We start from the raw sequence: 20,174 nt of genomic DNA on the forward strand, positions 1-20,174 counted from the left end.
CATGTGACGATAGGGTGGTTCGGGTCGGTCAGGAAGTGCGCAGCCGCGCATCGAAGCGCAGCCGCACGTAATCGGCGCTCCACTGGCCATGCTTATCACGCTGGGTCGGTGCCAGCAGCGCCACGGTGTCGTCGAGCACGCGTTGACGCTGGGTGGCATCCAGCCCGACCAGGAACGGCGGGGCGAAGGTGCGCAGCCAGCCCTGCATGCCGGTGGGCAGCACGGTGGGACGCGCCAGGCATTCGATATGGCGCACCTGGAAGCCATGCGCGCGCAGGCGTTCTGCGTACGCGTCGGCGCTGGGGAAGTACCACGGGAATGCCGGCACCGCATGGCCGTTGCTGCACAGCGCGGCCTGCAGGGCGCTGGTGATGGTGGCGACGTTGCCCTGGCCGCCCATCTCTGCGACGAAACGGCCGCCCGGACGCAGGGCACGGCGCACGCCGTCGATCACCTTGTCCGGCTCGCGCATCCAGTGCAGGGCGGCATTGCTGAATACCGCATCGAATCGGCGCTCGAAGGTCAGCGCGTGCGCATCCATCAGCTGCGCATCGATGCCACGAGCGCGGGCGCCGCCGATCAGCTCGGGCGAGCTGTCCACGCCGGTCACGTGCGCACCGCTGAGCGCCAGGTCGAAGCTCAGCACGCCATCGCCACAGCCCAGGTCGAGGATCCGCTCGCCGCGCTGCGGGTCGAGCAGGCGCGCCACCGCGCCGCCGAGCACCGGCACGAAGCCGGCGTCGATGGCGTAGTCCTGGGCATTCCAGTGCTGGGATGCGTCGGCGGTGTAGGGGCTGTCGAAGGCACTCATGGTTGCTTCCTCAGGCGGCGGCGGTGGCCGCAGGTTGTCCGGCGCCGGCCTGGCGCTGGCGCAGCAGGCGGTTGGCCACGTCCAGCCAGGCCAGGGCCGAGGCTTCGATGATGTCGCGGCTGGTACCGGTACCTTCGTACTCCGCGCCGTCATGGCGCACGCTCAGGTTGGCCTCGCCGCGCGCGTCGGCGCCAATGCCCACGCTGTGCACGTGGTAGCTGTCCAGCATCAGCTGCACGCCGGTGGCGGCAGCCAGCGCGCCGAACAGCGCGTCCACCGGGCCATCGCCCTGCGCGGTTTCGGCCACGCGGTTGCCATCCGGGTCGGACAGCTCGACCAGCGCGTTGGCGCGGCTGCCCACGTCGCTGATGGTCATCGAGGCCAGGCGGTAGCCGTTCTGGGTGGAGCTGCCCTGCATCAATACCTGCAGGTCGGCATCGGTCACCACGCGCTGTTGCTCGCACAGGGCCTTGAACTGTTCGAACACCAGTTTCAGCTCTTCTTCCTCCAGCCAGAAGCCCAGCGCACGCAGGCGCGCCTCGACCGCAGCGCGGCCGCTGTGGCGGCCCAGCACCATCTGCGAGTTTTCCCAGCCTACGTCTTCCGGGCGCATGATTTCGTAGGTGCCGCGATGGCGCAGCATGCCGTGCTGGTGGATGCCCGACTCGTGCGCGAACGCATTGGCGCCCACGATCGCCTTGTTGCGCTGGACCGGCATGCCGACCAGGCGCTGCAGCAGCTGCGAGGTGGAGACGATGCGCGGGGTGTTGATCCGGGTGTCTTCCTCGTAGAAGGCATTGCGCACCTTCAACACCATCGCCAGCTCTTCCAGCGAACAGTTGCCGGCGCGCTCACCGATGCCGTTGATGGTGCACTCCACCTGGCGCGCGCCGCCTTCGATGGCGGCCAGCGAATTGGCCACGGCCAGGCCCAGGTCGTTGTGGCAGTGGGCGCTGAAGATGATGCGGTCGCTGTCGGGCACCCCGGCGATGACCCGCTGGAACATGCCGCGGATCTCTTCGGGGGTGGTGAAGCCGACCGTATCGGGCAGGTTGATGGTGGTGGCACCGGCGGCCACGGCCACGCGCGCCACTTCGATCAGGAAGTCTTCTTCGGTGCGGGTGGCATCTTCAGCCGAGAACTCCACATCGTCGATGTAGCTGCGTGCCAGGCTTACGTGCTTGTGCACCGATTCCAGTACCTGCTCGCGGCTCATGCGCAGCTTGTGCTCGCGGTGCAGCGGGCTGGTCGACAGGAACAGGTGCAGGCGCGCATTGGCGGCCGATTCCAGGGCCTTGGCCGAGGTTTCGATATCGGCGGCCAGGCAGCGCGACAGCACCGCCAGGGTCGGGCGGCGGACCTCACGGCCGATCATCGCCATGGCGTCGCGGTCGGACTGCGAGCTGGCCGGGAAGCCGGTCTCGATGACGTCCACGCCCAGCTCATCGAGCGCGCGGGCCATCACCAGCTTCTGCTGCGGGCTCATGCTGCAGCCGGGCGATTGCTCGCCGTCGCGCAGGGTGGTATCGAAAATTCGAATTCGGGGGGAGTTGGGCGTGGTCACCAGGAGGTCTCCTCGACGGCAAGGTCGGATGGCAAGGCAGGGGAAGGAAGGACTAGGGAATTCGGGGGTGGTGCGAGCACGGTTGGTAGCGGTGGCCGTGTCCGCTCGCTGGCGCGGCGGCGCGGTTTGCGCGGCGGGCGCGGGCGGATGTCGGAAAGCAGCTGGGCCAGCACCATCGCGTCGATGTTGCCGCCGGAGACCACCGCGCACTTGCGCTTGCCGGCCACGCGGCGGCCGGCGGCCAGCGCCAGCGCACCGGCGCCCTCGGCAATGATGTGTTCTTCCAGCGCCAGCCGGACCAGGGTTTCGCGCAGCTCGGCTTCGCGCACGATCACCACGTCATCCAGCAGCGCACTGCACAGGCGGCGGGTCAGGGTGCCGGGAATCTTTACTTTCACGCCGTCGGCCAGGGTGGCGACCGGCGCGATTTCGCGTACATCGCCGCGGATCGCGCGGGCCATGGAATCCACGCCCTCGACCTGTGCGCCGACGATGCGCACGCCCTGCGATTTCAGCGCCAACGCGACACCGGAAGCCAATCCGCCGCCGCCGATCGGCACGATCACCACGTCCGGTGCGTGCGCGGCCAGTTCGATGCCCAGCGTGCCCTGGCCGGCGATCACGTCCGGATCGTCGAATGCGGACAGGAAGCGGTAGCCGTGCTGGTCGGCCAGGGCGCGCGCGAACGCGTACGCCTCGTCATAGCTGTTGCCGTGCTGGCGCACGGTGGCGCCCCAGTGAGCGACCCCGGCGATCTTGGTGGCCGGGGCCCCGTGCGGCATCACGGTGATGGCCGGGATGTCCAGCCGGTAGGCCGACCACGCCACGCCCTGGGCGTGGTTGCCGGCCGAGGCGCAGATCACCGGCCGGTCATCGCCGCGTTCGCGCCCGGCCAGCAGCGCGTTCAATGCACCGCGCACCTTGTACGACCCGGTGCGCTGCAGGTTTTCCAGCTTCAGCCACGTACCGAACCGCTCCGCATAATGCAGCGGCGTAGGCGGCAGGAACCGGCGCAGCCGCGCCTGCGCGGCCAGCACATCGGCGACGCTTACGTCGCCCACCTCCGATTCCTGCGGCGCACGGCTAGCCGGCATGACCACCCCGGTGCCTGCGGCGGCCATGGTGTAGAGCCACGCCGCGCCCCATGACCAGCGGGCGCCTGTGCGATGAACGCATCGCCATGCGCGCGGAACCCGCCGCAGGGACGGAACGTGATTCACGCGTGGCTGCGCGGACCAACAGGCCCTCCGGAAGAAGACCCCTCCGTACCGGCACCGGAACCACGGCACGGGCGTTCATACAGTGACTCCACTACCCGATTCCAGCGCACTGATCCGCACCGAAACACAGTCATAGATCTTCTCGATCTGCCGGCACAGCGTCTCCGGCGGACGGTTGCTGTCCACCACCAGCTGCAGGTGCCAGCGACCGTCATCGGCCGCATTGGGCGCACCGACGATCGCGCGTGGCGCAAAGCCACGGCGTTCGGCCATGCCGATCACGCGCAGCAGCGCGCCTTCGGCGGGAACCAGCACCAGGTCAAGCCGGTATTGCATGGGGGAACTCCTGGGGCTGATGGGCGGGGTTGCTTTCCAGCATGGTGCTGTTGGCGTTGTTGGGCGGCACCAGCGGCCACACGTTGGCGCGCGCGTCGATGGCCACGTGCAGCAGGGCCGGGCCAGGTTCGGCCAGCAGCGCGGCCAGGCCGCCTTCGACATCGTCGCGGGCGTCGATGCGGGTGGCCGGAATGCCGAACACCTTGGCCAATGCAGCGAAGTCCGGGTTGTCGGACAGGTCGATCTCGCTGTAACGCTCGGCGAAGAACAGTTCCTGCCACTGGCGGACCATGCCCAGCGAACTGTTGTCCAGCAGCACGATCTTCACCGGCAGGCGGCAGCGGGCGATGGTGGCCAGCTCCTGCACGTTCATCATGAAGCTGCCGTCGCCGGAGACCAGCACCACGGTGCGGTCCGGGCAGGCGAACTGCGCGCCCATCGCCGCCGGCAGGCCGAAGCCCATGGTGCCCAGCGCGCCGCTGGTCAGGTGGTTGCGCGGATGGTTGAAGCGGCAGTGCTGGGCCACCCACATCTGGTGCTGGCCGACATCGCAGGCAATGATCGCGTCGGCCGGGGCCACTTCGCTCAACCGCTTCAGCAGCGCCGGGGCGTAGATGTGCGCGCCCGGTGCGTCGTAGCGGGCGGCGAACCGCTCGCGGTGCCCGGCGCAGCGCTTTCGCCATGCATCCTGCGATGCGGGCGTGTGGGTCAGTGCGGAAGTCAGCGCACGCAGCGCGGTGCCGACGTTGCCCGGCACCGCCACATCGGCGGTACGCAGCTTGGAGATCTCATACGCATCGGCGTCGATATGGATGACCCGGGCGAACGGCGCGAACTCGTTCAACTTGCCGGTGGCGCGGTCGTCGAAGCGTGCGCCGACCACCACCAGCAGGTCGCTTTCCTGCACGGCCATGTTGGCCGCGCGGGTGCCGTGCATGCCCAGCATGCCCAGGTAGTGCGGGTGCTGCGCCGGCAGCGCACCCAGCCCGCGCAGAGTCAGCACGGTGGGTATGGCGGTGGCGTCGACGAAGGCGCGGAAGTCCTCCACCGCATCGCCCAGGGCCACGCCGCCGCCAGCGTAGATCACCGGCTTTTCGGCAGTCTGGATCGCGGCAATGGCCTGAGCCAGCGCGGCATCGCTCGGCGCCGCCGGCGGGTTGACCGTTTCCGGCACGTGCGCCGGCAGGTGGCTGGCGTCGGCAACCTGCACATCCTTGGGCAGGTCGATCAGCACCGGGCCGGGGCGGCCTTCGCGCGCGATCCGGAACGCTTCGCGGACCACCCGGGGCAGGTCGTCGACCGAGCGCACCAGCCAGCTGTGCTTGACGATCGGCAGGGTCAGCCCGAACACGTCCAGTTCCTGGAACGCGTCGGTGCCCAGCAGCGGGGTGGCGACCTGGCCGGTGATGCAGACCATGGGCACCGAATCCAGCATCGCATCGGCGATGCCGGTGACCAGGTTGGACGCGCCCGGGCCGGAGGTGGCCACGCACACGCCAACCCGGCCGCTGGCGCGGGCATAGCCGTTGGCGGCCAGGGCGGCGCCCTGTTCGTGGCGCACCAGGATGTGCTTGAGCCCCGAATCCACCAGGGCGTCGTAGAAGGGCATGATGGTGCCGCCCGGATAGCCGAACAGCGTATCGACGCCCTCGGCTTCCAGGGCCTGCGTCAACCAGCGTGCGCCGTTGCGGGGCGCGGTGCTGTGTGCGGAGGTGTTCATGCGGTGACCTTTGCGAAAGCGGTGGGGGAGCCGCGCGGTTACGCGGCTTGACTTTGCAACCAGACCATCTTGGCGCGCAGTTCCTTGCCTACCTTCTCGATCGGGTGTTCCAGGTCGGCCTGCTTGAACTTGTTGTAGTTCGGCAGGCCCGCTTCGTATTCGGCCACCCAGTTCTTGGTGAACGTACCGTCCTGGATGTCGGCCAGCACTGCCTTCATGCGTTCCTTGGTGCCGGCGTCGATCACCCGCGGGCCACTCACGTAATCGCCGTACTGCGCGGTTTCGGAGATGAATTCCAGCATGCGGGTGATGCCGCCTTCATAGAACAGGTCCACGATCAGCTTCAGTTCGTGCAGTACTTCGTAATAGGCGATTTCCGGCTGGTAGCCGGCTTCCACCAGCGTCTCGAACCCGGCCTGGACCAGCGCCGAGGCGCCACCGCACAGCACGGCCTGCTCGCCGAACAGATCGGTTTCGGTTTCTTCCTTGAAGGTGGTCTGGATCAGGTTGGCGCGGGCGCCGCCCAGGCCGGCCGCATAGGCCAGCGCGTATTCGGCGGCCTTGCCGCTGCGGTCCTGGTAGACCGCCCAGATGCACGGCACGCCACGGCCGATTTCGTATTCGCGGCGGACCAGCGCGCCCGGGCCCTTGGGCGCGACCAGCACCACGTCCAGGTCATCGCGCGGGGCGATCATGTTGAAGTGCACGTTCAGGCCGTGGGCAAACAACAGCACCGCGCCCTGTTTCATGTTCGGCGCCAGCACGTCTTCGTAGAGTTTCTTCTGCACCATGTCCGGGGTCAGCACCGCGACCAGGTCCGCCTCCTTCACTGCTTCGGCCGGTGCCTTCACGGTGAAGCCATCGGCCTGGGCCTTGACCTCGGTCGGGCCGCCCGGGCGCAGGCCGATGACCACATCGAAACCGGATTCACGCAGGTTGAGGGCGTGGGCGCGGCCCTGGCTGCCGTAGCCGACAACAGCGATCTTGATCTGGGGCAGGTCGTTGGTGCTCATGGGGGAGGTCCTTTGGAGGAAGAATTGGAGGGTTCTGAAACGAAAAAACCCGCACCAGGGTGGGTGCGGGTTTTGATGGATACCTGGCAGTTCTGCTTACACGCCGGTCCGTCCCGCACCTGTTGGTTGGGTAATAAGTACGAGGACAAGAAGCGAACGGATGGAGGCCGCGCCGGGATCGGCGTGCTCGATGGATTCGCGAATGGGTGTGTGGCGCTGCAACATGTGATCGAGAAAACCACAGCGGTTTTGTCGCTGTCAACCGTGTTGCCACAATTTCCAACGGTTTCGGCTGTATCCAGCGCAAAGCCCCGCCACGTAACGATGGTTGCGACTGAAATCGTTCTGGTGAACGCCAATTCAAGTTTTGAAGCGCAGTTTCTGCGCGGATCGGACTGTCGCGGATGACCCCCGTGCATGACCATTGTCGGATGTGCGCAGCAGGCCGCAGCGGCGACCATCGAGCGCTTGCCATCCCTCCAGGAACCGCTCCCCGTGCCCCGACCCTTTGCCCGTGCCGTACTTGCCACTGCGCTGCTGTGTGCGCTGCCGCTGCTCTCCTCCGCTGCCGACCGGGTCACCGGCCATGGCTTTGCCACCCGCTCGGAGGTGATCGCCCCGCACGCGATGGCCGCCACCTCGCAGCCGCTGGCCACCCAGATCGCGCTGGATGTGATGAAGGGCGGCGGCTCGGCGGTGGACGCGGCCATTGCCGCCAACGCCGCGCTGGGGCTGATGGAGCCCACCGGCAACGGCATGGGTGGGGACCTGTTCGCGATCGTATGGGACCCCAAGACGCAGAAGCTGTACGGCTACAACGGCTCGGGCCGTTCGCCGAAGTCGCTGACCCTGGCCGAGTTCCAGCGCCGTGGGCTGAAGGACATCCCGGCCACCGGTCCGCTGCCGGTGTCGGTGCCGGGCGCGGTGGATGGTTGGTTCGCGCTGCACGACCGGTTCGGGCGCAAGCCGATGGCCGACAACCTGGCGCCGGCGATCCGCTACGCGCGCGAGGGCCACCCGGTGGCTGAAGTAATCGCCTACTACTGGGACCGTTCGGTGCCCAAGCTGTCGCAGTACCCCGGCTTCAAGGAGCAGTTCACGATCAACGGGCATGCCCCGCGCAAGGGCGAGCTGTGGAAGAACCCGAACCTGGCCAACACCCTGGAGCAGATCGCCCAGGGCGGCCGCGATGCGTTCTACAAGGGCGACATCGCGCGCACCATCGGGACGTACTTCAAGGCCAATGGCGGCTACCTGAGCTACGAGGACATGGCCAGCCACCACGGCGAATGGGTGGAGCCGGTGAGCAGCAACTACCGTGGTTATGACGTGTGGGAGCTGCCGCCGAACAGCCAGGGCATCGCGGCGCTGCAGATCCTGAACGTGCTGGAGGGATACGATTTCTCGAAGATTCCCTTCGGCTCACCGGAACATGTGCACCTGTTCGTGGAGGCCAAGAAACTGGCCTTCGCCGACCGTGCGCGCTTCTACACCGACCCGGCGTTCCAGCCGGCGCCAGTGGCCAGGCTGGTGTCGAAGGAATACGCGGCCGAGCGCCGCAAGCTGATCTCGATGGACAAGGCGCTGCGTGAAGTGCAGCCGGGCACGCCGAAGCAGCTGGAAGAGGGCGACACGATCTACATGACCGTGGCCGACGCCGACGGCATGATGGTGTCGCTGATCCAGTCCAACTACCGCGGCATGGGCAGTGGCATGGCGCCGCCGGGGCTGGGATTCATCCTGCAGGATCGCGGAGAGATGTTCGTGCTGCGCAAGGATCATCCCAACGGCTACGCGCCGGGCAAGCGTCCGTTCCAGACCATCATTCCAGGTTTCGTGACCAAGGATGGCAAGCCGTGGATGAGCTTTGGCGTGATGGGGGGCGCGATGCAGCCGCAGGGCCACGCGCAGATCGTGATGAACCTGGTGGACTTTGGCATGAACCTGCAGGAAGCCGGCGATGCGCCGCGCATCCAGCATGAAGGCTCGACCGAGCCGACCGGCCAGGCCACGGCGATGAGCGACGGCGGCGAAGTGAACCTGGAAACCGGCTACCCGTACGAGACGGTGCGCGCGCTGATGCGCAAGGGCCACCGCGTAACGTTCGCCGACGGCCCGTATGGCGGCTACCAGGCGATCATGCGCGACCCGGAAACCGGCGTGTATTACGGCGCCTCGGAAAGCCGCAAGGATGGACAAGCGGCAGGGTACTAACGGTCCCCGCCTGCACGGCTGCTCATGATTGCAATCTTACGTAGAGCCGGGCTCTGCCCGGCTGCTTCATGCATTTGGGCGAACAGCCGGTGGTTCTCGCATGCCCTGAGCTGGGCCGGCGTGTCCCGGAGCGTGGCTGGCCGACGGCCGCCCTGCACGGATGAACTGAAACACTGCTCTTGAGCGCTACGTATCCGCCCGCGACGCCTCATCGCGCGTCTCTTCCTGCGCGGCAATCTCGCGCTCGATCCACGCATCCATCATCTGCCGCGCGCGTCTGGCGCGCCGGTGCTGCAACTGGTACTCCAGGTCCAGCACGCGGTACAGCGACCACATCACCGCCAGCATCAGCAGGGCGAAGGGGAGGGCGGCGATGGTGATCATGCCCTGCAGCGCATCCAGCCCGCCCGCCAGCAGCAGCACGGCGGCGATCAGCGCGATCGCCACGCCCCAGGTGATCCGCCGCGACAAGGGCGGGTCGCCGGCTTCGTCGGTGGACATGCTGGCCAGTACCAGCACCGCCGAATCGGCGGAGGTCACGAAGAAGATCACCAGCAGCACCAATGCGATCACCGACAGCACGGTGGGCATGGGCAGGCTGTCGAACATGGTGAACAGCACGGTCTCGTAGCCGGTGCCCAGCGCCTGCACCAGGTCGACATGGCCGAAGATCTGCGACCACAGCGCGGTGCCGCCGAATACCGAGAACCAGAGGAAGCCCAGCACGCTGGGCGCGATCACCACGCCGAGTACGAACTCGCGGATGCTGCGCCCGCGCGACACGCGTGCGATGAACGAACCCACGAACGGCGCCCAGGCGATCCACCACGCCCAGTAGAAGATCGTCCAGTCGGCCACCCAGGTGCTGCCGGAGAACGGCGACATGCGCAGGCTCATGGTCACCAGCTGGTTGAGGTAGGAGCCAATGGTGGTGGTGAACGTATCGAAGATGAAGGCGGTGGGGCCCAGCACCAGGACCAGTGCCAGCAGCACTGCGGCCAGCCCAAGGTTGAAGTTGGACAGCCACTTGATGCCACGGTGCACGCCGCTGGCGGTGGAGGCCATGTACAGCACGAACGCCACCGCGATGATGGTCAGCTGCAGCGGCGCGCCGGCGTGGATGCCGAACACGCGCTGCAGCCCGGCGGCGATCTGGATGGTGCCGAAACCGAGCGTGGTCGCCACGCCGATCGCGGTGGCCACCACCGCCGCCACGTTGACAACCGTACCGATCCAGCCACGGTGGTGCACGCCGATCAGCGGTTGCAGCAGGTCGCTGATCAGCCCGCGGCCATTGCGGTTGAACTGGAACCAGGCCATCGCCAGCCCGATCAGCGCATAGATCGCCCACGGGTGCAGGCCCCAGTGGAAGAACGCATAGCGCATCGAGGCGCGGGCCGCTTCCATGCTCTGCGGGGGCAGGCCTTCGGGTGGGGTGACGAAGTGCGAGACCGGTTCGGCCGCGCCCCAGAACACCAACCCGATGCCCATGCCGGCGGCAAACAGCATCGACATCCAGCTGGCATTGGAGAAATCCGGTTCGGCGTCTTCGCCGCCGATCCGCAGCGAGCCGAGCCGGCCGAATGCCAGGTACAGCAGGAACGAAAGCGTGATGAACACCACCAGCAGGTACAGCCAGCCGGCGCTGCGGATGATGTGCACCAGGCCGCCGCGCACTACCTCGTTGAACGGGTCCGGGGCGATGCCGGCGGCCAGCACCAGCAGCACCACCAGCGCGATGGAAAGTCGAAATACCATGCGCGGCAGTGTAGCCAAGGCAGCATGACCGGGCTGTTCACATTTCCCGTGCCGGTCGCCACCGGCTGCACAAACCGGGCGCAGCTGTGGTCTAATCCGCCCCGAAGCGGGGGTACCGCGGCCATGTGGCCACGGTTGAGACAGTCCCTTCGAACCTGATCCGGTTGATACCGGCGTAGGGAAGCTTCGCAACAGCCGATGCACCGCGCCGCCCAGCCCCCGCCTGGAAACCGCGCGCCGTGCGCCTGCCGTGCGCCGCCGCTTCGTCCCTTGCCGTGCGAACCCTCGCACCGATAACCCAGGACGATGCCCGATGAACGCACACCCTTCCGCCCTGCAGCAACAGGCCCAGCAGCTGTCTGAATCGGTCACGCGACCCATTCCCGGCTCGCGCAGGATCCATGTGCAGGGCTCACGCAGCGACCTGCAGGTGCCGATGCGCGAAATCGCGCTGACCCGCACGCCCACCCTGTTCGGCGGCGAAGAGAACGCGCCGGTGACCGTGTATGACACCTCCGGCCCGTACACCGATCCGGATGCCCGCATCGATCTGTCCACCGGCTTGCCGGCGCTGCGCGCGGGCTGGGTGGCCGAACGGGGCGACACCGAGCTGCTGGACCGGCTCAGCTCGGCCTTCGGGCGGTCGCGCGAAACCGACACACGCCTGGATGCGGTGCGCTTCCCTTCGCGCCTGCAGCCGCGCCGCGCCGTGGCCGGCGCCAACGTCACCCAGATGCACTACGCGCGGCGCGGCATCATCACCCCCGAAATGGAATTCGTGGCGATCCGTGAGAACCAGCGCATCGAGGCGATCGGCGACAAGGCGCTGCTGATGCAGCACCCGGGCCAATCGTTCGGCGCCTCCATCCAGGCCTCGATCACGCCGGAGTTCGTGCGCGAAGAGATCGCCCGCGGGCGCGCGGTGCTGCCCAACAACATCAACCATCCTGAAAGCGAGCCGATGATCATCGGCCGCAACTTCCTGACCAAGATCAACGCCAACATCGGCAACAGCGCAGTGTCTTCGGGCATCGCCGAGGAAGTGGAAAAGCTGGTATGGGCGATCCGCTGGGGCGGCGATACGGTGATGGACCTGTCCACCGGCAAGCACATCCACGAAACGCGGGAATGGATCCTGCGCAACTCGCCGGTGGCGATCGGTACGGTGCCGATCTACCAGGCGTTGGAAAAGGTCGATGGCCGCGCCGAAGAACTCAGCTGGGAAATCTTCCGCGACACCCTCATCGAGCAGGCCGAGCAGGGCGTGGACTATTTCACCATCCATGCCGGCGTGCTGCTGCGCCACGTGCCACTCACCGCACGCCGGGTTACCGGCATCGTCTCGCGCGGCGGTTCGATCATGGCCAAGTGGTGCCTGGCCCACCACCGCGAGAATTTCCTCTATACGCACTTCGAGGATATCTGCGAGATCATGAAGGCCTACGACGTGACCTTCTCGCTGGGTGACGGCCTGCGCCCAGGTTGCATCGCCGATGCCAACGATGCCGCGCAGTTCGGCGAACTGGAAGCGTTGGGCGAGCTCACGAAGATCGCCTGGAAGCATGACGTGCAGACCATGATCGAAGGCCCCGGCCACGTGCCGATGCAGCTGATCAAGGAGAACATGGACAAGCAGCTGCGCGAATGCGGCGAGGCGCCGTTCTATACGCTGGGGCCGCTCACCACCGACATCGCGCCGGGCTACGACCACATCACCAGTGCCATCGGTGCAGCCATGATCGGCTGGTACGGCACCGCCATGCTCTGCTACGTGACGCCCAAGGAGCACCTGGGCCTGCCCAACCGCCAGGACGTGCGTGACGGCATCATGGCCTACCGCATCGCCGCCCATGCTGCCGACCTGGCCAAGGGCCATCCGGGCGCGCAGGTACGCGACAACGCGCTGAGCAAGGCGCGCTTCGAGTTCCGCTGGGAAGACCAGTTCCACCTGGGCCTGGATCCGGAGAAGGCCCGCGAATTCCACGACGAGACCCTGCCCAAGGACGCGCACAAGCTGGCCCACTTCTGTTCGATGTGCGGGCCGCACTTCTGCTCGATGAAGATCACCCAGGACGTGCGTGACTACGCGGCCGGGCAGGGCCTGGACGAGCAGGAGGCGCTGGCGGTGGGCATGGCCGAGAAGTCGACCGAGTTCCGCGCGCAGGGTGCCCAGGTGTACCGGCAGGAATAAGCAGGGGAGGGGCAGCATGGCCATCATGCTGCCTCGGCACCGCAGCCGGTAAGCTTCGGCCCACCGACACAGGGGCGAGGACCACGACGATGGCGATAGCACGCACCACCCGATGGCTGGCCATCGCCCGCCGGCATCCCTCGGCCTGGCTGCTGGGCGTGCAGTTGCTGGGCGTGCTGCTGTACCCGGCCATGGACGAGTCCGGGGCGAGCCGCGCGCTGTTCGGCGCCTTCGGCATCGCGGTGCTGGGCCTGGCGTTGTGGGTGGTGCGACGCAGTCCGCTGGGGATGTGGCTGGCGCTGCTGCTGGCCATCCCCTCGGTGGTGTTCTCCGTTTCGGGGGCGCTGCTGGGGCGACCGGCGCTGGTCACCACCGCGCAGCTGCTCGAATGCCTGCTGTACTTCTACACTGCCGGCAGCCTGATCGCGTACATGCTGCAGGACCATAAGGTGACCCGCGACGAACTATTCGCCGCAGGCGCTACCTTCACACTGCTGGCCTGGGCATTCGCGTTTGCTTTCGCGGTGTGCCAGTACTGGTATCCGGGCAGTTTCGTGGCCACCAGCGAGAGCGAATTGCGCACCTGGATGGAGCTGCTTTATCTCAGCTTCAGCTTGTTGTCGGGGGTGGGGTTGAGCGACGTGGTACCGGTGCACCCGCAGGCACGCGCACTGGTGATGCTGGCACAGTTTGCAGGCGTGATGTACGTAGCGTTGGTGGTGTCGCGTCTGGTCGGGCTGACCATGATCCGTAACGCGCGAAACTGAATAGACGATAAAATATTACTGAATCGCAGATAAAAAAATCGCGCCAGAGGGCGCGAATGTTGAAGCGATTTATGTGGATTCGTCGGCGAGAGAGGCCTGATGTCCTCTGCGCGCATAGGCGCAGTTAACCGGCATAGGCTAGTATTCGCGCGCTTCAGTGTTTTTGCCCTTTGCGCTGATGCCTTGTGCGGAATCTGGCGGTTCGTTCGATCGGTGGTTGATTCGATGAATGCTGCGTTCCTGTTGTTCAGTTGTTTGTGCGTAGCACCGGAATGATCAACCTGGATAGTGAGACACCCGCTGCCGACCGCTTCCGGATCGGCGATTGCACCATCACGCTGTCGTCGCGTGAGGTGGTGGTGGAGGGCGCGCGCCTTCCGCGCCGGCTCACGCCCAAGGCGTTGGGCGTGCTCAGGGTGCTCATGCGTGTTCCCGGTGCGGTGGTGACCCGCGAGGAACTGTTCGCCGAGGTCTGGCCCGATACGTTGCCTACCAACGACGTGCTGACCCAGGCCATCACCCAGTTGCGCAAGGTGTTCTCGCGCGATGACGAGGCGGGGACGGCCTACATCGAGACCATCGCCAAGTCCGGGTATCGATTGCTGCAGCCGGTGACGGCGCTGGTCGAGCCTGTGGCCGATGCCGACCCGGCCCCGAATGAGAATGAACGCCACGCGCTGGCCGCGGAATCTGCCGTTGCCAGCCCCGTGCCGCGTCCGCGCAGCCACTGGCGGCGCACACGGCGCCATGTGTTCCTGGCCATCGGGCTGGCCATGGCCGTTGCACTGCTGGTGCTCACCGCGCTGCTGCTGCAGCGCCCAGCGCAGGAGCACGGTGGCAGTGGCGTGCTGGAAGATGGCAGCCGCGTGGTCGGCAGCCCGCAGCGTCCGTATCGTTTGATCACCGCCACGGCGGGCTTCGAAACCTACCCGACCGTATCGCCGGATGGCTCGCAGGTCGCCTATGAGGCCGATGACGCCGTGGGCGGCGGTAGCGCAATCAAGGTGCAGACCTCCGGCAATGCACCGGCGCGCCTGCTTGCCGACACGCCTTCGGGTCATTCCGACCGCTTCCCCAACTGGTCGCCGAACGGGCGCGATATCGCGTTTGCGCGATTCGGGCCGGACGCCAGCTGTGAGGTGCTGATCGCCAGCGCCACGGGCGGCGCGATCCGCCACGTGACGCGCTGCGACGGCACCGAGCTGCTCAGTTTCGACTGGACGCCCAACGGGCGCGGGCTGGTGTTCGGCTCGTTGTCCGGTCGCCATGCCCATCGCGGCATCCGCGTGCTGGACATCGCCAGCGGCGCCTGGGCCTCGATCGACTACCCGATGGCCGATGACAGTTTCGACTACGCGCCGCGTTTTTCGCCGGACAGCCGCTGGATCGTGTTCGTGCGCAACCCGCAGATCGGCGACCTGTGGCGGATGCCAGCCGGCGGCGGCGTGCCCGAACAGCTCACCAACGATTCGGCGGAGATCCGTGGCTGGGCCTGGCGCGGCGACAGCCGGCACATCGTGTTCGGGCGCCGGGTGGACAGCGAAGCGCGCTTGTACGAACTGGATACCCAGACGCGTACGTTGCGCGACGTTGGGCTGGACGATGCCCAGTCTCCGGCGCTGTCGCGCAGCAACAACATGCTGGCCTTCGTGCACCGCAAGGCGCAGTTCGGGTTGTTCCGGGTCCCGGTGAAGGACGGGCGCCCGGGTACGCCAGAACGCCTGTTCCCCTCCAACGGCCGCGATGGCCAGCCGATGCTGGCCCCGGATGGCCGGCAACTGGTGTTCACCTCCGATCGTTCGGGCAACTACGGCCTGTGGTGGGCCGACCTGTCCCGCCCCGAGTCGCTGCGCCCGGTGGACGGCCTGCGCCCGGAAACCCGCCAATCCGCCGACTGGTCCCCGGACAGCACGCGCCTGCTGGTGTCCGGCCGCGATGCGCAGGCGCGACCGGTGATTTACGAGGTTTCGCCGCGCGATGAACAGATCGTGGCGCTGCCGGTACCAGTGGCGCAGCCGCTGCAGGCGCTGTATGCCGGCGATAACGACCACGTGCTGGTGGTGGAACGCGACGAGGACGAGCGCATGCGCCTGTTGCTGTTCGATCGCCGCGCTGCGCCGTGGAAACTGCTTGGCCACGTGGACGGGGTATCGCAGGCGCGCCTGGATGCGGCCAACCAGCGCGTGCTGTTCACCCGTCTGGCGGCAGGGGGGCTGTGGTCGGCCGATCTGCAGCTGACGCCGGCCAGCATCCAGCAGGTCAGCGAGGATCGGCCTTCGCGTTGGCGTTACCGTGCCTGGGCGGTGGCCCGTGGCGGCAGCCTGGACTACCTGTCCAGCCGGGCCGACTGTTCGACCGTGTTCGCACGGATCAACGATCCCTCCGAAGGTGCCGGGTACTGCCTGGATGCCCATCGGCTCAGCGCCGGCAACGGCTTCAGCGCGCAGCCCGATGGCAGCGCGCTGTACCTGGCCCTGGCGGTCGCCGATGGCGCCGACATCGGGGTGATGACGCTGCCCGAACCGACGCGCCCGGTGTTCTCGTTGGCACCCAACCAGTTGTTCTGGAAGGGAAAGTAGTCTTCGTACTTCTTTCGTGATGGCGTCGTGACGATTTCGGATCAATCTCGTCGAATCGTCCTGACGCAGACGGCCTGATTTGGCAAAACGGGTGCCCCGTAACGGCAAACCCCGGTGTACGTCATGCGTCAGCTTTCCCTCGCCGATCGCGGCCAATCGCTCTCCCTGGACAAGATCGTCGACGACGGTCTGCTGCCGACCTGCCTGGGCGTGGCCCGGCTGGGCAGCCTGCAGACCGCTGGCACCACCTTCACCGTGTGGATGCAGTTGCGGGGCAGCGCGTGGGTGGAATCCAAGGAGGGCCGCTTCCGCCTGCGCCAGCGCGAGTGGATCGCGTTCGAAAAGGAATCCAGGCCGATGATCCAGGCGGGGCGCGATGGCCTGTGCATCGGCCTGAGCCTGGCACCCGAGGCCCTGCGCGCACTGGGCGAGCTGGCCGACTGCAGCCTGTACGCTGGCCGCGGCAGCATGACGCGCGGCGAAGTGCGGGTGGCGCTGCGCCTGTGGCGTGATGCGCTGGCCAGCGGCCAGCCCGCGCAGGCCCTGCGCCCGGTGTTGCTGCACCTGGCGTCGATGCAGCGTGGCATGGCCACCGGCGTGCAGCGTTGCCCGGGCCGTTCGCGCATCCGCAAGCGCCAGGTGTTCGGCCGCATGCAGCGTGCGCGCCTGTACCTGGAAGGCAACAGCCACCGCGTGGTGCGCATCGGCGAACTGGCCGAGCTGACCAACTTCTCCAGCTGGTACCTGTCCAAGACGTTCCAGAGCCTGTACGAAGAGAGCCCGCAGTCGTTGTCGGCGCGCCTGCGCCTGGAGCGCGCGGCGGACCTGCTGCGCGACACCGACATGATGATCGGCGAAGTGGCTGCAGCCAGCGGCTTCGATAACTGCTGCAGCTTCGCGCGTGCGTTCCGCGCCCGTTACGGCCAGTCGGCGTCGGGCTATCGGCAGACCGGTGGATCGCTTTCGCCAAAGTCGGCAAAGAGTACGGTTGCATCGCGCAAATAATTAACGGTAACGCAATCGTAACTTTCCGAGGCGGTTTAACACGCTACTAACGTACCTTGGAGAGATTGATGAATTTTCGTACTCCCGCAGTGCGGCTGGGTCTTCTGCCTGCCGGCATTGCGCTGGCGCTCGTGCCGAGCTTCGCTTCGGCACAGGAAGCAGCCTCCGGCACCACTGACCTCGATCGCATCTCGGTCACCGGCTCGCGTATTCGCGGCGCCAACATGGAGACCCAGCAGCCGATCCTGACGATGACCCGCGAAACCCTGGAAAAGCAGGGCTTCTCGAGCGTCGCAGACGTGCTCAACAACCTGACCTCGGCCGGTTCGCCGGCCATCTCGCGTTCGGAATCGCTGGCTTCGGGCGAGAACGTGGGCGGTTACTACGTCGACATCCGCAATCTGGGCGCCGAGCGCACCCTGGTGCTGATGAACGGCAAGCGCCTGGGCGCCACCACCGCCGGTCTGCAGGATCTGAGCCAGATCCCGATGTCGGCTGTTGAGCGCATCGAGATCCTGAAGGACGGTGCATCGTCCATCTACGGTTCCGACGCCATTGCCGGCGTGGTCAACGTGATCACCCGCAAGAACTTCGATGGCGGCGAAGCCAACGTCTATGTCGGCCAGTACGACAAGGGCGACGGTGAAACCCAGAATTACGCGATGACCCTGGGTGCTACCGGCGAACGCGGCAGCCTGACGCTGTCGGCCGAGTACAACAAGCAGGATCCGGTGTGGGCCAAGGACCGTTGGTACAGCCGCGATGGCGGCCTGGGCCCGCTGTCCACTCCGGACGACTGGAGCCCGATCAGCCAGAACGGCAGCTGGTGCAACCCGCTGGCCTCCGACTGCTCGCGCACCTCCAAGACGGCGGTGTGGCAGACCCTGAACCAGGGTGGCAACCCGAACAACCCGAACGACTACCACGAGCTGACCCCGGCCGAGTACGCCAACTCCAACGAGCAGATGACCCTGCTGACCGGCGTTGAGCGCAAGTCGCTGTACGTCAACGGTACCTACGACTTCACCGACACCATCAGCCTGAACACCGACGTGCTCTACAACGAGCGCAAGACGTTCCAGCAGATCGCCGGTTACCCGTACCAGTCCTCCTCGTTCGGCACCCCGCTGACCGCTGGCAGCGCCTTCAATCCGGTTGGCCAGAACGTCGACTTCCGTCGCCGCCTGTGGGAAGTGCCGCGCACCACCGACAGCCAGCTGAAGACCCTGCGCTTCGCCCCGACTGTCAGCGGCTACTTCGAGCTGGCCGGCAAGACCTTCGATTGGGACGTCGGCGCGCTGTGGAACCGCAACGAGTCGGTCAAGTCCAACTACGGCGACATGAGCCTGATCGCCGCCGAGCAGGCGCTGGGCCCGTCGTTCATCGACGGTAGCGGCGTTGCCCGTTGCGGCACCGCCGCCAGCCCGACCCTGGGCGACTGCCGTCCGTGGAACCCGCTGCTGCCGTACGGCGTTGCCGGCGCCGGTTCGCTGTCGGATCCGGAACTGGTGAGCTTCCTGTTCCCGACCTACACCACCCGTGGTGAAACCAAGACCACCAGCTTCACCGCCAACCTGGCCGGTTCCATCGTGACCCTGCCGGCTGGCGACCTCGGCTTCGCCGTGGGCGTGGAGCACCGCAAGGAACAGGGCAGCTACGTGCCGGACGCCTTCGCGCAGTCGGGCATGTCCACCGGCCTGGGCCAGAAGCCGACCCAGGGTGAGTACGATCTGAACGAGGTCTACCTCGAACTGAACGTGCCGATCCTGGCCGACATGGCGTACGCCAAGGAACTGACCCTGAACGTTGCCAGCCGTTATTCGGACTACAGCAACTTCGGTGGCACCACCAACAGCAAGTTCGGCATCACCTGGCGTCCGCTGGATGAACTGCTGGTCCGCGGCACCTACGCCGAGGGCTTCCGCGCTCCGACCATCAGCGACCTGTACGGTGGCCTGAGCTCGAGCTTCGAGTCGTACATCGACCCGTGCGGCACCACCGCGCCGGGCAGCGTTGCCGGCAATGCCGCCTGCTCCGCCGCTGGCGTTCCGGCCGATTACGTGCAGCTGGGCCAGGGCAACAAGCCGTGCTCGACCCTGCCGTGCCAGTCGGGTGACCAGTTCATCTCGGGTGCCAACCCGAACCTGTCGCCGGAAACCTCCAAGAGCAAGACCATGGGCCTGGTCTGGAGCCCGCGTTGGGTGCAGGGCCTGGACGTCTCGCTGGACTGGTACCGCTACGAAATCAGCAACATGATCATTGCTGACAGCGTCGACCGCATCCTGCGTGACTGCTACGTGCTGGGCAACAGCGCGCGTTGCGAAAGCGTCGTGCGTGCCGATGACGGCCACGTCAGCGCGATCACCTACGGCACCGCCAACCTCGGCATGATGGAAACCGAAGGTTACGACCTGGGCATCAAGTACCGTCTGCCGGAGCTGGCCATCGGCCAGTTCAACATCGATTGGCAGACCAGCTACATGGCCAAGTACGACGAGCAGGGCCAGAACGCTGCCGGCGACAACATCATGATCGGTCGCGTCGGCGAAGCCGGCCTGTTCCGCGTGCGTTCGAACCTGGGCGTGAACTGGCAGTACGGCGATTTCGGTGTGAACTACACCGCTCGCTACTACTCGGGCATGAAGGAAGGCTGCATCGACACCGGCGAGTTCTGGTGCAATGCGCCGGACCACATGGCCAATGGCGAAGCTGATCCGCTGCGCAAGACCGGCTCCAACACCTTCCACGACCTGCAGGTCAGCTGGAAGGCGCCGTGGGATGCCACCATCGCCCTGGGCGCGAACAATGTGTTCGACCACAAGGGTCCGCTGATGTACTCGGCACCGAATTCGAGCTTCGCCTACTACGGCGGTTTCGATATTGGTCGCTTCCTGTACATGAAGTACACCCAGCGCTTCTGATCCATCGAAGCATTGGTGCAATGAAAGAAGGGCGGGCCGCAAGGCCCGCCCTTCTTCTTTGCCCGAAGAGCAAAG

Annotated in this window: 14 protein-coding genes and 1 riboswitch; of the genes, 7 read left to right on the forward strand and 7 right to left on the reverse strand. The window is 66.5% G+C overall.

The features are described from left to right. Nucleotides 1–28: 28 nt before the first annotated feature. From WIX41_RS12500 to ilvC, 6 genes are all read right to left on the reverse strand, one after another. Nucleotides 29–811 carry a methyltransferase domain-containing protein gene (locus WIX41_RS12500; RefSeq protein ID WP_339448005.1) on the reverse strand — a complete coding sequence of 261 codons (783 nt, stop codon included), beginning with the start codon at nt 809–811 and terminating at the stop codon, nt 29–31. A gap of 10 nt (nt 812–821) precedes the next feature. Further along, nucleotides 822–2,375, reverse strand: coding sequence for a 2-isopropylmalate synthase (locus WIX41_RS12505; protein ID WP_339448007.1), 1,554 nt, complete (start codon nt 2,373–2,375; stop codon nt 822–824). Then, a complete protein-coding gene (locus WIX41_RS12510; RefSeq protein ID WP_409187498.1) occupies nt 2,372–3,469 on the reverse strand; it encodes a threonine dehydratase in 1,098 nt (365 codons plus the stop codon). The genes WIX41_RS12505 and WIX41_RS12510 overlap by 4 nt, the downstream gene beginning before the upstream one ends. 201 nt (nt 3,470–3,670) lie before the next feature. Further along, complete coding sequence (locus WIX41_RS12515; protein WP_339448010.1) at nt 3,671–3,931, reverse strand: ACT domain-containing protein; 261 nt, start codon at nt 3,929–3,931, stop codon at nt 3,671–3,673. Continuing rightward, entirely contained in the window at nt 3,915–5,651 is a 1,737-nt protein-coding gene (ilvG, locus tag WIX41_RS12520; protein WP_339448011.1) for an acetolactate synthase 2 catalytic subunit, read from the reverse strand. Before ilvG ends, WIX41_RS12515 begins: the two co-directional genes overlap by 17 nt. Before the next feature lie 38 nt (nt 5,652–5,689). Continuing rightward, nucleotides 5,690–6,754: a ketol-acid reductoisomerase gene (gene ilvC / locus WIX41_RS12525; protein WP_339449480.1), complete on the reverse strand. Its 1,065-nt coding sequence runs from the start codon at nt 6,752–6,754 to the stop codon at nt 5,690–5,692. On the opposite strand from ilvC, the gene WIX41_RS12530 reads away from it, so the two are divergent. Together WIX41_RS12530 and ggt are read left to right on the forward strand one after the other, a co-directional pair. After that, the gene (locus WIX41_RS12530; RefSeq protein ID WP_339448012.1) at nt 6,740–7,072 is read left to right on the forward strand and encodes a hypothetical protein; all 333 of its coding nucleotides are present in this window, start codon (nt 6,740–6,742) and stop codon (nt 7,070–7,072) included. The genes ilvC and WIX41_RS12530 overlap by 15 nt on opposite strands. A gap of 87 nt (nt 7,073–7,159) precedes the next feature. Then, nucleotides 7,160–8,878, forward strand: coding sequence for a gamma-glutamyltransferase (gene ggt, locus WIX41_RS12535; RefSeq protein ID WP_339448013.1), 1,719 nt, complete (start codon nt 7,160–7,162; stop codon nt 8,876–8,878). 186 nt (nt 8,879–9,064) lie between these two features. Here the strand turns inward: ggt and WIX41_RS12540 are convergent, their stop codons facing one another. Next, the gene (locus WIX41_RS12540; protein WP_339448014.1) at nt 9,065–10,636 is read right to left on the reverse strand and encodes a BCCT family transporter; all 1,572 of its coding nucleotides are present in this window, start codon (nt 10,634–10,636) and stop codon (nt 9,065–9,067) included. Nucleotides 10,637–10,734: 98 nt separating this feature from the next. Continuing rightward, nucleotides 10,735–10,836: riboswitch (TPP riboswitch) on the forward strand. Between the two features lie 113 nt (nt 10,837–10,949). Between WIX41_RS12540 and thiC the strand changes: the two genes are divergently transcribed. The 5 genes from thiC to WIX41_RS12565 all read left to right on the forward strand — a co-directional run bounded on the left by thiC (nt 10,950) and on the right by WIX41_RS12565 (nt 20,099). Then, nucleotides 10,950–12,827, forward strand: coding sequence for a phosphomethylpyrimidine synthase ThiC (gene thiC, locus WIX41_RS12545; RefSeq protein WP_339448016.1), 1,878 nt, complete (start codon nt 10,950–10,952; stop codon nt 12,825–12,827). Between the two features lie 89 nt (nt 12,828–12,916). Beyond that, the gene (locus WIX41_RS12550) at nt 12,917–13,594 is read left to right on the forward strand and encodes an ion channel (protein ID WP_339448018.1); all 678 of its coding nucleotides are present in this window, start codon (nt 12,917–12,919) and stop codon (nt 13,592–13,594) included. Nucleotides 13,595–13,866: 272 nt separating this feature from the next. Further along, on the forward strand, nt 13,867–16,173 hold the full coding sequence (locus tag WIX41_RS12555) for a winged helix-turn-helix domain-containing protein (RefSeq protein ID WP_339448020.1): 2,307 nt from the start codon (nt 13,867–13,869) through the stop codon (nt 16,171–16,173). Nucleotides 16,174–16,296: 123 nt separating this feature from the next. Next, on the forward strand, nt 16,297–17,178 hold the full coding sequence (locus WIX41_RS12560; RefSeq protein WP_339448022.1) for a helix-turn-helix transcriptional regulator: 882 nt from the start codon (nt 16,297–16,299) through the stop codon (nt 17,176–17,178). A gap of 68 nt (nt 17,179–17,246) precedes the next feature. Continuing rightward, nucleotides 17,247–20,099 carry a TonB-dependent receptor gene (locus WIX41_RS12565; RefSeq protein WP_339448024.1) on the forward strand — a complete coding sequence of 951 codons (2,853 nt, stop codon included), beginning with the start codon at nt 17,247–17,249 and terminating at the stop codon, nt 20,097–20,099. The last annotated feature ends 75 nt before the right edge of the window (nt 20,100–20,174 follow it).

This window comes from Stenotrophomonas sp. AB1(2024) (genome assembly GCF_037482345.1).
GTDB lineage: Bacteria > Pseudomonadota > Gammaproteobacteria > Xanthomonadales > Xanthomonadaceae > Stenotrophomonas.

Coding starts and splice junctions, on each gene's coding strand:
- WIX41_RS12555 (WP_339448020.1), top strand. CDS start 13,867: ATGATCAACCTGGATAGTGAGACACCCGCTGCCGACCGCTTCCGGATC.
- WIX41_RS12510 (WP_409187498.1), bottom strand. CDS start 3,469: ATGCCGGCTAGCCGTGCGCCGCAGGAATCGGAGGTGGGCGACGTAAGC.
- thiC (WP_339448016.1), top strand. CDS start 10,950: ATGAACGCACACCCTTCCGCCCTGCAGCAACAGGCCCAGCAGCTGTCT.
- WIX41_RS12565 (WP_339448024.1), top strand. CDS start 17,247: ATGAATTTTCGTACTCCCGCAGTGCGGCTGGGTCTTCTGCCTGCCGGC.
- WIX41_RS12515 (WP_339448010.1), bottom strand. CDS start 3,931: ATGCAATACCGGCTTGACCTGGTGCTGGTTCCCGCCGAAGGCGCGCTG.
- WIX41_RS12550 (WP_339448018.1), top strand. CDS start 12,917: ATGGCGATAGCACGCACCACCCGATGGCTGGCCATCGCCCGCCGGCAT.
- WIX41_RS12540 (WP_339448014.1), bottom strand. CDS start 10,636: ATGGTATTTCGACTTTCCATCGCGCTGGTGGTGCTGCTGGTGCTGGCC.
- WIX41_RS12560 (WP_339448022.1), top strand. CDS start 16,297: ATGCGTCAGCTTTCCCTCGCCGATCGCGGCCAATCGCTCTCCCTGGAC.
- WIX41_RS12530 (WP_339448012.1), top strand. CDS start 6,740: ATGGATACCTGGCAGTTCTGCTTACACGCCGGTCCGTCCCGCACCTGT.
- WIX41_RS12500 (WP_339448005.1), bottom strand. CDS start 811: ATGAGTGCCTTCGACAGCCCCTACACCGCCGACGCATCCCAGCACTGG.
- ilvG (WP_339448011.1), bottom strand. CDS start 5,651: ATGAACACCTCCGCACACAGCACCGCGCCCCGCAACGGCGCACGCTGG.